Annotated in this window: 15 protein-coding genes and 1 other RNA gene; 8 read left to right on the top strand and 8 right to left on the bottom strand. The window is 40.9% G+C overall.

Translation table 11 applies throughout. The annotated features are described in order from the left end of the window. Positions 1 to 355 precede the first annotated feature (355 nt). Positions 356 to 562 carry a DUF1107 domain-containing protein gene (locus VHA01S_RS14450; RefSeq protein ID WP_021712297.1) on the top strand — a complete coding sequence of 69 codons (207 nt, stop codon included), beginning with the start codon at positions 356 to 358 and terminating at the stop codon, positions 560 to 562. A 55-nt stretch (positions 563 to 617) separates the two neighbouring features. Here the strand turns inward: VHA01S_RS14450 and VHA01S_RS14445 are convergent, their stop codons facing one another. From VHA01S_RS14445 to VHA01S_RS14435, 3 genes are read right to left on the bottom strand one after another with little or no spacing between them, the layout of a single operon-like run. Further along, complete coding sequence (locus tag VHA01S_RS14445) at positions 618 to 1,820, bottom strand: FAD-dependent 2-octaprenylphenol hydroxylase (RefSeq protein ID WP_023405097.1); 1,203 nt, start codon at positions 1,818 to 1,820, stop codon at positions 618 to 620. 8 nt (positions 1,821 to 1,828) lie between these two features. Continuing rightward, complete coding sequence (gene ubiH, locus VHA01S_RS14440) at positions 1,829 to 2,986, bottom strand: 2-octaprenyl-6-methoxyphenyl hydroxylase (RefSeq protein WP_023405096.1); 1,158 nt, start codon at positions 2,984 to 2,986, stop codon at positions 1,829 to 1,831. A gap of 24 nt (positions 2,987 to 3,010) precedes the next feature. Beyond that, positions 3,011 to 3,577, bottom strand: coding sequence for a YecA/YgfB family protein (locus VHA01S_RS14435; RefSeq protein WP_023405095.1), 567 nt, complete (start codon positions 3,575 to 3,577; stop codon positions 3,011 to 3,013). A 289-nt stretch (positions 3,578 to 3,866) separates the two neighbouring features. Here VHA01S_RS14435 and zapA point away from each other — a divergent pair, with 289 nt between their 5' ends. From zapA to serA, 5 genes are all read left to right on the top strand, one after another. Then, positions 3,867 to 4,157, top strand: coding sequence for a cell division protein ZapA (gene zapA, locus VHA01S_RS14430; RefSeq protein WP_023405094.1), 291 nt, complete (start codon positions 3,867 to 3,869; stop codon positions 4,155 to 4,157). 30 nt (positions 4,158 to 4,187) lie between these two features. Continuing rightward, positions 4,188 to 4,372: non-coding RNA, 6S RNA (ssrS, locus tag VHA01S_RS18215), on the top strand. Between the two features lies 1 nt (position 4,373). Then, the gene (locus VHA01S_RS14425) at positions 4,374 to 4,973 is read left to right on the top strand and encodes a 5-formyltetrahydrofolate cyclo-ligase (protein ID WP_023405093.1); all 600 of its coding nucleotides are present in this window, start codon (positions 4,374 to 4,376) and stop codon (positions 4,971 to 4,973) included. A gap of 75 nt (positions 4,974 to 5,048) precedes the next feature. Then, entirely contained in the window at positions 5,049 to 5,705 is a 657-nt protein-coding gene (rpiA, locus tag VHA01S_RS14420; protein ID WP_023405092.1) for a ribose-5-phosphate isomerase RpiA, read from the top strand. A gap of 208 nt (positions 5,706 to 5,913) precedes the next feature. Next, a complete protein-coding gene (gene serA / locus VHA01S_RS14415) occupies positions 5,914 to 7,143 on the top strand; it encodes a phosphoglycerate dehydrogenase (RefSeq protein WP_023405091.1) in 1,230 nt (409 codons plus the stop codon). A gap of 217 nt (positions 7,144 to 7,360) precedes the next feature. Here serA and VHA01S_RS14410 read toward each other — a convergent pair whose 3' ends face one another. The 5 genes from VHA01S_RS14410 to epd all read right to left on the bottom strand — a co-directional run bounded on the left by VHA01S_RS14410 (position 7,361) and on the right by epd (position 12,873). After that, the gene (locus VHA01S_RS14410; RefSeq protein WP_023405090.1) at positions 7,361 to 8,065 is read right to left on the bottom strand and encodes an oxidative stress defense protein; all 705 of its coding nucleotides are present in this window, start codon (positions 8,063 to 8,065) and stop codon (positions 7,361 to 7,363) included. A gap of 111 nt (positions 8,066 to 8,176) precedes the next feature. Continuing rightward, positions 8,177 to 8,998, bottom strand: a complete 822-nt coding sequence (gene mscS / locus VHA01S_RS14405) for a small-conductance mechanosensitive channel MscS (protein WP_240432745.1) — start codon at positions 8,996 to 8,998, stop codon at positions 8,177 to 8,179. Between the two features lie 316 nt (positions 8,999 to 9,314). Next, complete coding sequence (fbaA, locus tag VHA01S_RS14400; RefSeq protein ID WP_023405088.1) at positions 9,315 to 10,391, bottom strand: class II fructose-bisphosphate aldolase; 1,077 nt, start codon at positions 10,389 to 10,391, stop codon at positions 9,315 to 9,317. Between the two features lie 130 nt (positions 10,392 to 10,521). After that, complete coding sequence (locus tag VHA01S_RS14395) at positions 10,522 to 11,685, bottom strand: phosphoglycerate kinase (protein ID WP_023405087.1); 1,164 nt, start codon at positions 11,683 to 11,685, stop codon at positions 10,522 to 10,524. A 144-nt stretch (positions 11,686 to 11,829) separates the two neighbouring features. Next, entirely contained in the window at positions 11,830 to 12,873 is a 1,044-nt protein-coding gene (gene epd, locus VHA01S_RS14390; protein ID WP_023405086.1) for an erythrose-4-phosphate dehydrogenase, read from the bottom strand. A 166-nt stretch (positions 12,874 to 13,039) separates the two neighbouring features. Here epd and VHA01S_RS14385 point away from each other — a divergent pair, with 166 nt between their 5' ends. Both VHA01S_RS14385 and VHA01S_RS14380 read left to right on the top strand, forming a co-directional pair. Beyond that, positions 13,040 to 14,812, top strand: coding sequence for a hypothetical protein (locus VHA01S_RS14385; protein ID WP_023405085.1), 1,773 nt, complete (start codon positions 13,040 to 13,042; stop codon positions 14,810 to 14,812). A gap of 2 nt (positions 14,813 to 14,814) precedes the next feature. Further along, complete coding sequence (locus tag VHA01S_RS14380; protein WP_023405084.1) at positions 14,815 to 15,732, top strand: glycosyltransferase family 2 protein; 918 nt, start codon at positions 14,815 to 14,817, stop codon at positions 15,730 to 15,732. The last annotated feature ends 5 nt before the right edge of the window (positions 15,733 to 15,737 follow it).

Raw genomic sequence — 15,737 nt, 5'->3', positions numbered from 1 at the left:
ATTTAGCGTAAAAGAGACAACATCAAATTTTAAAATTGTGCTTAACTCTTTGAGTAACTTATTTTTTTGCGATATTTACTCATAAAAATAGAACTTTTCATCAATACCTAGTGTCTACTTAATGTGCATATGAGAGCAGGTGCATCAAGCCCCTACTCACTAGCACTAATAACTAGTCACAAACAAATGGCCGCAATAAAAATTCAAACCAGGCCACAAAACCAGATAAAAAGGTCAAGAAGCCTCAAGATTCTGTTTATAAATCTAGTTGCATCACAATTTTGTAAACCAAACTATTTATAATGTGCCCCGCCATGGAGGCAAAGAATAAATTAAAATTATAAAGGTATCAGAAATGAGACTGTTCAAGCGTTATGTTCCGAGCATGATTGCAAAACACGTAAGTAGATTATTCAAAGGAAGAATTTTTATTTACGGTATTGGTAAGTTTGAGTTTGATAACGGGAAGCTAATCCTCCCACATCACGCCGAAGAACGTCACTTCAAAGCGGTAACTGAAGTGAATACTGAGGTGAAAAGACTTAGAGCTTGCTACATTTAGTTGGCTAAAATAAGGAGGCTCTCGCCTCCTTTTTTACGGTTACTGGTCACGTATTTTACTTAGCCAGTTTGGGGAGGTCGCCTTTTAATCCAAGGGCGTGACGTATCACTTCATTTTTCATCCCTGGCATGGTTCCTACTAAGCTCATACCTACGCCACGAATCAGTTTCTTTAATGGATCATCACCGGCGAAAAGCTCTTTAAAGCCTTGCATGCTAGAGATCATTTTGACCGCTTCGGCTTTTCTCCAACGCTCAAAATGACGCAGATTGGCATACTCACCAATATCCTTGCCCTTGTTCCAATATTTTTCGATTTCTTCGGCTAGCGTTGCGGCATCAAGCAGCCCTAAGTTGACACCCTGTCCAGCCAATGGATGAATGGTATGCGCTGCATCACCAATTAACGCCACTCGCTCTTTAGCAAAATCCCGAGCGTAGCGCATTTTCAAAGGTATCGCATTGCGTCCACTAAGTTGCTTAACCTTACCTAAACGCATATCAAAATCGACCGCCAGTTGCTTGCAAAACTCTTCTTCGGTCACTTGCATAAGTTGCTGTGCTCTATCGGTGTTTTGCGACCAAACTATTGAACATAAATGAGCTTCATGTAGCGGTAGAAAGGCTAATGGACCAGAGGGCGTAAACACCTGTCTGGCCACATTTTGATGGGGCTCTTCCATCACGACATTACTGACAATAGCGGTGTGGTCATAGTCCCACTCCGTTAAGGGGAAATCTTGTTGCTGACGAACCCAAGAATTGGCGCCGTCAGCAGCCACGACAAGTTTGGCGGTCAGGTTTTGTCCGTTATCTAAGGTTAACCAAGCTTCTCTTTCTCCAACGGCTAAATTGGTACAGAGGTTGCTATGAAATAAGGTGACATTCTCTAGCTTTTTTACTTGTTCAAGCAAAGCATGCTGAATGATTTGATTTTCGACGATATGTCCGAGGTTATCCTCAAAAAGATCAGCCGCAGAAAAATCAATGTTGGAAAAGGTATCTTTTTCCCATACTTGCATAGCAGTATAAGGCGCATGGCGGTGGTTTAATATTTCTGGCCAAGCACCCAGTTTATGCAATATTTTTTCACTGGCTCGGCTCAGTGCAGAAACTCTTGATGCAGGCTCTTCGCTCACTTCAGTCGGTGCATTGCTTTCAATAACGGCAATTCGAATGTCCGTCTCTTTTAATGCCAAAGCTAGGGTTAACCCAACCATGCCACCACCAACAATCACTAAGTCTACATTTTTAATCATTGTATGTTCTATACCAGTCCTAGACTACGGTTCTTAACCGGGCCTTGTATGGAGGGGGCTATATCGAAGATAGCAAGCCCTAGGTTCCTAGCTACCACCATAGGTAGCCAATCATTTGAAAATATTCGGACCAATGCTGAGGTCATGTCACAAGTAGCCTCGCGATCCGCTTCTCGGTTATCCCGAAATTGCGCTAAGCACGAATAATCACCGCAATCAGTATGCTGGGCCAGTACATCCACTAAACCTGCCACATCACGAATGCCTAAATTAAAGCCTTGCCCAGCAATTGGGTGTAGGGTTTGTGCCGCGTTGCCAACAAAGGCAATACGATGATGAACTAAACGTTCACGCTTATGCAACTGTAAGGGATAACTGGCTAAAGCACCCACTTTATCAAACCGGCCTAAACGCCAACCAAACTCTTGTTGTAACTCTTCTAAGAACTGCGTTTTACTCCAAGACAATGCGTGTTGCAGCATCGACTCTTTCATACACCAAACCAAAGACATGCGTTTACCTGTCATAGGCAGTAACGCCACTGGGCCATGGGAAGTAAATCGCTCAAAAGCTTGATTGTTATGCGGTTTATCTAACTCTACATTGGCAATCAGCGCATGCTGTTCAAAGTCATCCAGTGATTTGGGGTTATTGATCAGCTCAGCAACTTTTGAATTGGCTCCATCCGCAGCCACAACTAATTGCCCGCATAAACGAGTGCCTGACTTTAATACAGCTTCAATATGTTGTGGCTCTTGTACAAGATCGACAATGGCGTCAGGGCAAAAAACGTCGATATTTGGATCACGCTGTAACTGCTCTCGATAGACCGCACCAACATTGGCAAGCTCAACCACTGCGCCCAAAAGAGGCTTATTCAGTTCATCGGCACTAAAACCTGTTTGAGCGAAGTGTCCACGATCCGATACATCTATGCTATTAATCGGCGTTGCCTCACTAGAGAGCGCATCCCACAACTTATAACGACGCAACAAGTCAATGCTACCTAATGACAAGGCTATTGCTCTGGAATCGAATCCTGGGTGTTGTAGTGACTCAGAGAAAGCCTCTACTACCGCCACTTTTTTATTCGCGGTACGGCTTAATGCAAGCGCGAGTGTCGCCCCACTCATTGCACCACCAATAACAATCACATCGTACTGCAATAGAAAACTTCCTTTCTTATTCGATTAATGAACAGTCTTTGGTTCAGGTTTTGCAGGTTTACCACCTAACTCACCATGGATAGTCAGCACGCAAACTTTAACATGTTCAAGCACTTGCTCTAAAAGTGCTGCTTGTTCTTCTTGATCATCTTCTGGGTCTACTTCAAGTTTTGCGATCTCTAGCAAATCTTGTAGTGCTTCTTTTGTTTGGGCACTCGCTTTATTTATTTGCGCGTCAATTAAGCCCAAACCTGATACAAAGTGACTCACCCACTCCACCATAGCCTGTGCGTAGACCTGAATATCTTGGTCTTCAGGTAGCAATGTACTGAGTTCAAAATTATCATCCGCTAGCTCAGCACGAGCCACTTTAAGGCTTTGTTGTGCAATTGCTAAACACGCCATTGGCCAACCCATTCCGTCATTGGTGTAATCAAATAATAGAGATTGCCATGCTTCGCTATCATTGCTTAATCCACCGCTTAACATGCCAATTAGAAGACCATGCATTTCAGCAGGAGTAATTGCAATTTCTGCGGTCTTTAGTTCATCGGCAACGGTGAGGTAATTAGGTAAAGAGATCTGACTCATGAGGTACAATTCCTATTAGGGATTAATCGCATTATCTTATCATTTGACTGGAACTCATTACAGATGCAAATCTGCATGCAAACTAGCAAGTTCTTATCAAATACTACTATGCTTCTATATCAAGAATGTAGATCAAATGAGCAAATTGCTTTGTTTCTGACTGGTTAGCACCATAACCTGATGCTCATGTTAGGAAAAGCTTGAATCTTGGTGGGGGTTTTTCTATAGTTTCATGCCTGTATGTGCATGGGATGCACAGGCTTTTGGGAGCAGCAATGAGTTATCTAGCATGAGCAGTCAAGCAGTTGAAGTTGAAATTTTAGGTAAGATCACTCGAGTAAATTGCCCTGTCGGCAAAGAAGATGCATTACGACAGGCTGCACTTAACCTTGATCAACGTATTAAGGATATGGCGGACAAAACAAAAGTCGCCAATACCGAGAAACTCATTACCATAGCAGCTCTAAATATTTGCTATGAATTGTTAGAACAAGAGGCAAGTAGCGAAATTCAACAAGATATTGCGCAGCGCCTTGAGTTTCTAGATGACAAGCTAGACAAAGCTCTAACGAAAGAGTAAAAAAGTAGCCAACTGGACGGCAGAATTAAAATTACCCTGGGGTGTGCGTCAGCTGGATTTATGTCCCTGAGCCGATAAGCAACCCTTAAGGGTTAGTACTTGATGGCTATTGAGCAGGCTCGACTCGTATCGAGAAGCCTACGGTCCTCATTGCTGATCCGCCTTGAACCAGCTGGTTCAAGGGCCAAAATCCGCAACGGCACTCTGGGGTCCCTCATGCAATTACCTGTAACTCGTAATGAGATACGTAAGCACATCCGTAAACTTCGCATTGCACTGACAACGGCTGAGCAAAACCTTGCTTCCTTACGGTTAGTCGAGCAATTTAAACAGCTTGCCGAACTTACTCAGGCTAAAAATGTTGCGCTGTATTTAGCGAATGATGGCGAAATCAATCCCGAACTCGCCATTCAATGGTGCTGGAAAAACAGCATCAACACCTATGTTCCTGTGCTGCATCCTTTTACAAAGGGCCAATTGCTTTTTCTTAAGCTAACGCCGACAACCGAGCTTATAGCCAATAAATACGGCATTCTCGAACCCAAACTCTCTGTATGTAATATTATTCCTGTTGCTGAACTTGATGTGATATTCACGCCTCTGGTAGCGTTTGATGTACATGGTCATCGCCTAGGTATGGGTGGCGGATACTACGACAGAACGTTAGCGCCTTTTATTGATGGCCATGGCCCACAAGCAATTGGGATCGCTCATGATTGTCAGCAACTGTCTTTGCTACCCACCGAAGAATGGGATGTGCCGCTAAATAAAATTGTCACGCCAAATAAGACCTGGAATTGGTCTCTTTCACCTTAAGCACTTGATTCAAATATTTAACAGATGAGTATATACTCTTGCTGACCCCCTTTACTCTCGATCTGGAGAACTAGAATGACCCAAGATGAAATGAAAAAAGAAGCTGGTTGGGCAGCACTTAAATACGTTGAAGCTGGCGCAATTGTCGGTGTAGGAACGGGCTCTACCGTAAACCATTTTATTGATGCCTTGGGAACAATGAGCGACAAAATCAAAGGGGCTGTATCTAGCTCGGTCGCATCGACTGAGAAATTAGAAAAACTGGGTATTAAAATATTTGATTGTAATGACGTCGCTTCACTGGATGTCTATGTAGATGGCGCAGATGAAATTAACGCCAATAAAGAAATGATCAAAGGCGGCGGCGCAGCGCTAACCAGAGAAAAAATTGTTGCGGCTATCTCTGAAAAGTTCATCTGCATTGTAGACGGCACCAAAGCGGTTGACGTTCTAGGTGACTTCCCTCTTCCTGTTGAAGTGATTCCTATGGCTCGCTCATATGTTGCTCGTGAGCTGGTAAAACTTGGCGGTGACCCTGTTTACCGTGAGGGTGTCATTACCGATAACGGCAATATCATCCTAGATGTACACAGTTTAAAAATCAGCAACGCTAAACAACTTGAAGACCAAGTGAATGCACTACCGGGCGTAGTGACTGTTGGCCTATTTGCACATCGCGGTGCAGATGTAGTCATTACAGGTACACCTGCTGGCGCTAAGATCGAAGAGTAATAATATATATATTTCAGCTTTAACTACAAAGTTAATACGCTGATTTTATTGAATAATCATGAAAGCAGAGGCGAAAAATAGCCTCTGCTTTTTTTTTATTGTAATTTTCTTACCCAAACTGTTCTTTTTTTGATAATTTAAAGACAGCCTACTTTGGAAAACGATTGCTTTTCGAAATTAATTTACTAAATGTTAAGGAATAACCACAATGACTAGAGTCTCTTTGCACAAAGATAAAATAAAAATACTACTTCTAGAAGGGCTTCACCCTTCATCAGTTGAGGTGCTAGAGGCTGCGGGTTACTCCAACATTGAATACCATAAAGGCTCTATCTCTGAAGAAGAATTGATTGAAGCCATTAAAGACGTACACTTTATTGGTATTCGCTCTCGTACAAACCTTAATGAACGTGTTTTAGCGGCAGCAGACAAGCTGGTCGCTATCGGTTGTTTCTGTATTGGTACCAATCAGGTTGACCTAAAAGCGGCCGCTGTGAAAGGCGTACCGGTATTTAATGCACCATTCTCAAACACTCGTAGTGTGGCAGAATTAGTTCTAGGTCAAATACTGCTATTGATGCGCGGTATTCCTGAAAAGAATGCTCTAGCTCACCGCGGTATCTGGAAGAAAAGTGCCGACCACTCTAACGAAGCACGTGGTAAGCGCTTGGGTATCATAGGTTATGGTCACATTGGTACTCAGCTAAGTATCATTGCTGAAAACCTAGGTATGCGTGTCTACTTCTACGATATTGAAAACAAGCTTTCTTTAGGTAATGCCACCCAAGTTTCAACTATGGCTGAACTGCTCAATAAGTGTGATGTGATTAGTTTGCATGTCCCTGAAACGCCAGAAACTAAAGACATGATGGGCGCAGAACAGTTTGCACTAATGAAGCCAGGTGCTATCTTCATCAACGCCGCACGCGGTACTGTGGTAGATATCCCTGCGCTCTGTAATGCTCTAGAATCTAAACACCTATCAGGTGCTGCTGTCGATGTGTTCCCTGTAGAGCCAAAAACAAATGCCGATGCATTTGAGTCTCCACTAATGAAATTCGATAATGTTATCCTAACGCCGCACGTAGGTGGTTCGACTCAAGAAGCACAAGAGAACATCGGCGTTGAAGTTGCTGGTAAGCTAGCGAAATACTCAGACAACGGTTCAACACTATCAAGTGTGAACTTCCCTGCGGTATCTCTACCACAGCACAAAGGCACCTCTCGCCTGCTGCACATCCATGAAAACCGCCCTGGTATTCTAACTCAAATCAACACCATCTTTGCTAGCGCTGAAATCAACATCGCAGGTCAGTACTTGCAGACCAACAGCCACATTGGTTACGTTGTGATTGATGTAGAAACCGCGCGCTCGCAAGAAGCACTGGATAAGCTAAAAGAAATCGACGGCACTATCCGCGCTCGTCTACTTCATTAATTTGATGTCGCTATACGCTTTATAGAAATATAAGTGTTAGACAATAACAAAGCCCTTACTGAGCCTAAATTAATAAAGGTCAGTAAGGGCTTTTTAGTATCGATATCTCAGCAGCTATTGGTGTTATACCAATCGGACTAAATAACGGGTCATGCTAGCTTGTTCTCGAGTATTTTTTCCTGCGCTATTTCTGAACACTTACTTAGCGCGATTGGTATTATTTGAGCTTATAAACCACATCAACTCGGTCTTTAATCACGATAGTGGTATCTTGATAACTATTCGCTCGCTCTGATGAATCCATTGCCATACTGCGAGATAACATCGGCCTAACTTGCGGGGATTGGTAGTTAACTTGCCATACTTCACCCAAGGTTCTATCAAAACCCTCAGCAATAGATTCAGCCTTTAGCTTGGCATCTTTAATGGCCTCGCTGCGTGCAACGGCTTGGTACTTAGAAGGGTCTTTGACACCCAATTGAACCTTATCAATACGATTAATACCCGACTTAAGTGCTACGTCCAATAACTTAGGCAGCATCTCTAAATTATCAATCGTGACTTTTACTTTTCTTACCGCTCGGTAGCCTTTTTGTTCTGGTTTGGCATTTTTCGGATAATGCATTTGTGGCAGCAGCTGAATATTGCCGCTTCTAATATCTTCTCTGGGCAAACCTAACGCTTGTAGTTGCTGCAAAAAATCATCGACTACTTTATCTGTTTTTTGTTTTGCTTGTTCCGCACTATCTTGCACCATCACCACTTGTACACTAAATTCAGCCATGTCGGGTTCAGCGAGCACTTCGGCATACCCTGTCGTATTGATGTGCGGGAAATTTATCGCTTGTGCCTGCACGGCTAAAGAACACCCTGCTAATACTATCCCTAAAAACCAATGAGTTATCGCATTACTCTTCTTCATCTAAAGCCCTTCCTTTTTTGGCATTCCACACATTCCAACTGCTACTCGTTATTTATATAGAATAGATAAAAAAACGCGCCATAAGGCGCGTTTTAATTGAATTAGTTTGCTTTACTCAGCAATTTTGTTCAGATGAACATCCATTTGTGGATACGGGATTTCAATACCGTTTTCATCCAGAGCAATTTTAATCGCTTTAAGCATATCAAAATACACATCCCAATAGTCAGCAGTGCGACACCAAGGGCGAACAACAAAGTTGACTGAAGAATCCGCAAGCTCAACCACACCAATCTGAATGCCTTTATCTTTCAGAAGACGCTCTTCAGCTTCCAGTGTCTGACGAATAACTTGTTCAGTTTTCTTCAAGTCGGCACTGTAAGAAACTCCTATCACGTAGTCAATACGACGGGTTTCATGGCGGGAGTAGTTGGTAATTGGACTACCAATAACGCTACCATTAGGTACCACAACCATTTTGTTATCAGGTGTAGTCAATACTGTCTGGAAAATTTGAATTGAATCAACAGAACCGGCAACACCACCAATCTCAACATAATCGCCAGATTTGAATGGACGGAATGCAACAATAAGTACACCCGCAGCAAAGTTAGATAGTGAACCTTGCAGAGCAAGACCAACCGCTAAACCAGCCGCACCAATAATAGCAACTACGGAAGCAGTTTGAACACCTAGACGCCCTAGAGCTGCAATCAATACGATAACAAACAATAGGTAACGCACCATAGCGTGAACAAAATCAATGACAGCTTTGTCTAAATCACGCTTTTTAAGCACTTTAGAAACACTGTTCGCAATCATCTTGGTAATGATATTACCAATAAATAGAATCAGAACAGCGGTAATGATATTCATTGCATAGCCAATCAGAAGGTCAGTATTATTCACGAACCAATGATGAGCATCTTGCATACCTTCATGAAGGGCATCTACGTTTGGGATTTGGGGAGTTTCTTGTGACATTGTAAATTTCTCTTCCGTAATAAAGTGTTACAAACAAACTAAAACCAGCATCATACTTCCATATGTCCGTTATAAGTCAGACTTCTGTCAAAACACAATCGTCTAAAGACCTTATACCACTCGCGCTAAATAACAGGTCATTCTAGCTTGTTATTGGTATTAAAGGCGGTACTTAACAACAGCACTTAAAAACTATAGTACACAAGACAAAAAAAACCCGCTAAATAGCGGGTTTTTTTAATTTAATTAGTAGCTTGCAGACGAATTACAATACGTCGATCGCGTTAAGATCAGCAAATGCTTTCTCAAGACGAGCCACCATAGAAGTTTGACCTGCACGTAGCCATACGCGTGGATCATAGTACTTCTTGTTAGGCGCAGCTTCGCCAGTTGGGTTACCGATTTGACCTTGTAGGTAATCACGGTTTGTAGCTTCGTAGTTACGGATGCCGTCCCAAGTTGCCCACTGAGTATCAGTATCGATGTTCATTTTGATAACACCGTAGCCGATAGACTCTTTGATTTCTGCTTCAGAAGAACCAGAACCACCGTGGAATACAAAGTTAAGAGCATTTGGTGCAAGACCAAATTTCTCAGAACAGTATGCTTGAGAGTCACGTAGGATAGTTGGAGTAAGAACTACGTTACCCGCTTGGTAAACACCGTGTACGTTGCCGAAAGAAGCAGCGATAGTGAAACGAGGGCTAATAGCGCTTAGTTTTTCGTATGCGTAAGCAACATCTTCAGGAGAAGTGTAAAGCTCAGATGCGTCCATATCAGAGTTATCAACGCCATCTTCTTCACCACCAGTACAACCTAGTTCGATTTCTAGAGTCATGCCCATTTTAGCCATGCGTGCTAGGTACTTAGAACAGATTTCGATGTTTTCTTCTAGAGACTCTTCAGAAAGGTCAATCATGTGAGAAGAAAATAGAGGCTTACCAGTTTGAGCGAAGAATTCTTCACCAGCGTCTAGTAGACCGTCAATCCAAGGAAGTAGTTTCTTAGCTGCGTGGTCAGTGTGAAGAATAACTGGAACACCGTATGTTTCTGCAACAGCATGAACATATTTAGCGCCAGCGATACCGCCAAGGATTTGTGGACCTTGACCTTCTAATTTAACGCCTTTACCAGCAAAGAAGCCAGCGCCACCGTTAGAGAATTGAACAACTACAGGAGATTTAACTTTTGCAGCTGCTTCTAGTACACCATTTACAGAATCAGTGTTTACAACGTTTACAGCAGGAAGAGCAAAACCATTTTCTTTTGCTACTTCAAATACTTTTTGAACGTCATCACCAGAGATAACACCAGGTTTTACAAAATCGAAGATCTTAGACATGGAATAAGTCCTATTTTCTGTCGTTTAGTATTAAATTGCACTTTTGCAAATATAAAAAAGATTGCATACAACGCAAAGCATTGTAGCAAAACAATAAAAAGGCGAGAACAAGATTCTCGCCAAAAAAATATTACGCTTTTGCTCGTTCTTCTAGCATAGCAACTGCTGGAAGTACTTTACCTTCTACAAACTCAAGGAAAGCGCCGCCGCCTGTTGAGATGTAAGAAACATCAGCTTTGATACCGAATTTGTCGATAGCTGCCAATGTGTCACCGCCACCTGCTACAGAGAAACCTGCAGATTCAGCGATTGCTTTAGAAATACCCGCTGTACCCGCTTCGAAGTTTTTAAATTCGAATACGCCAACAGGGCCGTTCCAAAGGATTGTTTTTGCGTTAGCAATGATGTCAGCAAGAACCGCTGTTGAATCTGGACCAAGGTCGAAGATCATGTCGTCATCAGCAACGTCTGCAACGTTTTTGATTTCAGCTTCAGCGTTTTCGTCAAATGCTTTTGCACAAGCAACATCAGTTGCAACTGGAATTGCACACTCTTTCATTAGTTTCTTAGCAGTTTCAACTAGGTCAGCTTCATATAGAGACTTACCTACGTTGTGGCCTTCCGCAGCGATAAATGTATTAGCAATACCACCACCCACAACAAGTTGATCAGCAACTTTAGATAGAGACTCAAGAACAGTCAGTTTAGTAGAAACTTTAGAACCACCAACGATAGCTACTAGAGGACGCTCTGGGTTATCCATCGCTTTACCTAGTGCTTCTAGCTCAGCAGCTAAAAGAGGGCCAGCACAAGCTACAGGAGCGTAAGTACCTACACCGTGAGTAGACGCTTGCGCACGGTGAGCTGTACCAAATGCATCCATTACGAAGATGTCACATAGTGCAGCGTATTTCTTAGAAAGCTCTTCTTCGTTTTTCTTCTCGCCTTTGTTAAAGCGAACGTTTTCAAGAACAACAAGTTCACCCGCGTTTAGTTCAAGACCTTCTAGGTAGTCTTTTGCTAGCTTAACTTCGCAATCTAGTGCGTCGTTTAGGTAGTTCACTACTGGTTGTAGTGAGAACTCTTCAGCGTACTCGCCTTCAGTTGGACGACCTAGGTGAGAAGTAACCATTACTTTAGCGCCTGCTTCTAGGCAACGCTGAATAGTAGGAAGAGATGCAAGGATACGAGCATCAGAAGTTACTTTACCGTTTTTTACAGGAACGTTTAGGTCAGCACGAATAAATACACGCTTACCTGCTAGCTCTAGGTCAGTCATCTTGATTACAGACATTGTTAGTCCTCTAGGTTTTAATTTAAAAACTTTCCGCCCATCCCCACAAAGTTGTCGGCATAGGCGTTCGAAATCTATCTAATGTGATGCTACATGGGGTCGTTTACTCTATAGTTCAAGAGCTTTAACTAAAAAGCTACGGATTTATTTCACGCGATGTAATAAATGTGACGCATGCATCGCTAGAGCCGTATCTAGCATCCGATTTGCAAACCCCCATTCGTTATCACACCACACTAGCATCTTCAGTAAATGGCCGTCACTAACTCGGGTTTGCGAACCATCGACAATCGCACTATGTGGGTCGTGGTTAAAATCTATCGAAACAAGAGGCGCTTCCGTGTAGTCGACTATTGATTGTAATCTACATTGAGATGCATGCAAAATAGTTTGATTTACATCATCAATTGTAACATTAGCATCTACCGTAACACTCAGATCCATAGCAGTAACATTGACAGTTGGTACTCTCACTGATATCGCTTCAAATTTATTCTCGAACTTAGGAAAAATACGTTCAATCCCTTTATGCAGCTGAGTATTAACTGGGATGATCGATTGACTCGCACTACGAGTTCGACGTAAATCTGAGTGGTAAGCATCAATCACTTGTTGATCGTTCATGGATGAGTGGATGGTAGTAATTGTCCCTCTTTGGATACCGTAAGCGTCATCTAATACTTGAATAATCGGCACAATACAGTTAGTCGTACAAGAACCATTAGAAACAATCCTATGCTCTGGCAAAATGCTATCGTGATTAACACCATAGATAATCGTATTATCAAGATCATGCGATCCCGGATGAGAAAATAATACCTTACCTGCACCAGAGGCAATGTGTTTTAGACCGTCATCTCGACAGCCATACACTCCCGTACAATCTAAAACAATATCAACCTCTAATTCCCCCCAAGGAAGCAACTCAAGTTCATCAAGATGTAACATCCTGATCTGGTCTTTATCCTCATTAGAGAAATGGATATTTAGATAATCTTTGGTATGAGTCACTTTGTTGAGAAAGCGCCCATGACTCGTATCGTATTGCAGCAAATGTGCTATTGCGTGAGGCTCTGCCAGTTCATTGATCGCTACAATCTTAATTTGATCCTGCAATCCATTTTCATACACCGCTCTTAATACGTTTCTACCGATACGACCAAAACCATTTATTGCGATTTTTAACATCTCTAAACTCCAACTTAGGTTGATTATTATTGTAATAGTTTTTAAGTCTATCAGAACGCATATTTATATACAGAGATGTACTTAATAGAATATGACTTGTCCATGCATTGAATTTATATGCGTATTGATGCATTCTTTATTAGAGGATTTATAAAGGACGTTTGAAATGCTAAAAACTTGGGTTAATGACAACAAAAAAGACCTGATTTTTATTGTTCTATGCTGGTTTATCATTTCTATCGTTATGTTTACCCGAAATTGGGACAGCATTTCCAACCTAAATCTAAAAGACAACGACGACTATATGCGATATGTCCAATTTACCGATTGGATTAAGTACGGCAATTGGTATTTAGAGCCTATGGCACGCTTTAACCCCGAAGATGGGGTGATCATGCATTGGTCCAGAGTCCCTGACTTATTGCTTGCAGGAACGACCCTTGTTTTATCGTCTTTTTTTGATATCACAACCGCTTCTTTGATCGCTATCGGAATCGTTCCCTTATTTTATTTACTCTGCTTTGCGCTTGCTGTGTTTGCTTTGGTTGATCATTATGTTGGTGAGAAATATCGATTTATCGGCATGGTATTCGCATTAGGATCGCACGCGATTACCAAATTCTTTCCCGGCGCTATTGATCATCACAATTTGCAGTTGATCATAGTCGCTTTATTCCTATCTCTAACGCCTATCAATGCAAGACAAACAACAGAGTCGGTGCGATGGTTTGCTCAAGGAATACTTATCTCGATTTCTTTATGGATAGGTCTAGATAACTTTTTCTTTTTTGTCTTCTATCTAGGTACTTACTCAGCTTATTGTTTGCTCTATAACAATGATTGGTTCAAGTACTTTTATAAGCTATGTTTTATATCCGTATTTTTTAGTCTGATTTTTATCATATTAAATAGACCTATAAATGAAGTATTCACTATCCATTACGATAGTTTGTCTATTCCATTTGTTACTTGCTTTTTATGTGGCGGGATACTTCTTTTCTTGTTAGAAAAACTGATTCATAACCAACAAACGTACACATACAAACTTCTTATAGCCATAAGTATAAGTTTAGTCGTATTCATTCCTGTTATGATTATTTTTCCTGAGCTGGCCAAAGGGGCATATGCCGACTACCCTGAAGTAGTCAAAACTTATTGGCTAGATAATGTAAGTGAAGCACAGTCAATGTATTCATTGATAATGACTAATGGCTTTTTTTCAACCGAAAACTATTTTCTATTTTTTATTCCTTCTTTACTTTATATAGTATTAAAAAATAAAAAGACACATCTGAATATTTTATATATCATTTTTACCTTAAATTTATTCGTTGCATTATTTTGGCAAATAAGAGCTATCACATTATGCTTCGTATTAAGTGCTCCTATTCAGATCTATGTTCTATTTGAAATATCTGAAAAAGTAAAAAATAAGCTTTTCTCTACTCTCATTATATCTTCAGGCATACCTATTTTTGTTCTAATATATATATCAATATTAACGCCAATAATAGGTAATACAACTAATAACAGCGATACACAAAACAATAATGACTACACAAACAATATTGAGTCTGTTTTTAATGAAAGCAACATATCTAACAGGAAAGTATTATCAGGTATAGAGTCCGGTACAAAGATATTATCTAAAACCAATAATTCAATATTAGCAGCTCCCTATCATAGAAATATTAATGGTAACAACTTAGCCATTAATACATTCTTAGAATCAGACGAAGATGTCATCAAAGATACATTAAAGAATAATAATATTGATTATATCTTAATTAATAACGACAACCATCTAAAGGTTCTTGCTCGTCTCACAGAAGATGGCGCATTAATAAAACGTTTAAAATCATATGATATTCCAGAGTATCTTGAGCTGATTAATGCAAAAAATATCGATGACTATCAACTATTTAAGTTCAAAGGATAGCAATGAATAACCTACAAATAGCAGTGCTACTGCCATGCCACAACGAAGCGGGAGCCATAGGAGACACAGTTACCGCGTTTAAAAATGCTATACCAACAGCCACTATTTATGTATATGACAACAACTCCACAGATGCAACAGTAGAAGAAGCAAAAGCAGCTGGCGCTATCGTTCGCTTTGAACGAAGACAAGGCAAAGGAGAAGTCGTTCGTAGAATGTTTGCTGATGTAGACGCTGATATTTATATTATGGCTGATGGTGATAACACCTATGATGCGAGCGTTGCGCCTGAGTTAATCAAAACTCTAATTGATGAACAGCTCGATATGATAGTCGGTACTCGCTCCAAGAAAAAAGAGTCGTATCCTATAGGCCACATTTTAGGCAATACCTTTTTTTCAAAGCTGATCAACAATGCTTTTTCTTCTAATCTCACTGATGTATTTTCAGGATACAGAATCATGACTCACCGCTTTGTAAAAAGCGTACCAGTCTTTAGTGATGGCTTTCAAATAGAAACAGAATTAACCGTACACTCTCTACAACACAAGCTTCCAATAAAAGAAATTGCAACCAAATACATTTCTAGACCAGAAGGGACAAAAAGCAAATTAAGCACCTTTGGTGATGGCTTTAAGATCTTGAATTTTATCTTTTTCTTATTAAGAAACGTTAGACCGATGCTTTTCTTTTTCTCTTTGTCATTAATTTTCATGTTAGCGTCACTAGGGCTTGGAATACCCGTTGTTTATGAATTTATTGAAACAGGGCTGGTTAAACGTTTCCCAACTGCAATTTTAGCCAGCAGTCTCGGTGTCATATCTGTATTATTATCATTTACAGGCTTGATACTGGATAATGTTAGGCAGGCGCGCTTAGAAGTAAATCGATTGCATTATCTTTCTTTAAATAAGAGTTGATACTT

The organism is Vibrio halioticoli NBRC 102217 (assembly GCF_000496695.1).
Lineage (GTDB): Bacteria > Pseudomonadota > Gammaproteobacteria > Enterobacterales > Vibrionaceae > Vibrio > Vibrio halioticoli.
Note: the sequence above shows the minus strand (reverse complement) of the source record. Positions and strands in the feature narration are given on the sequence as shown.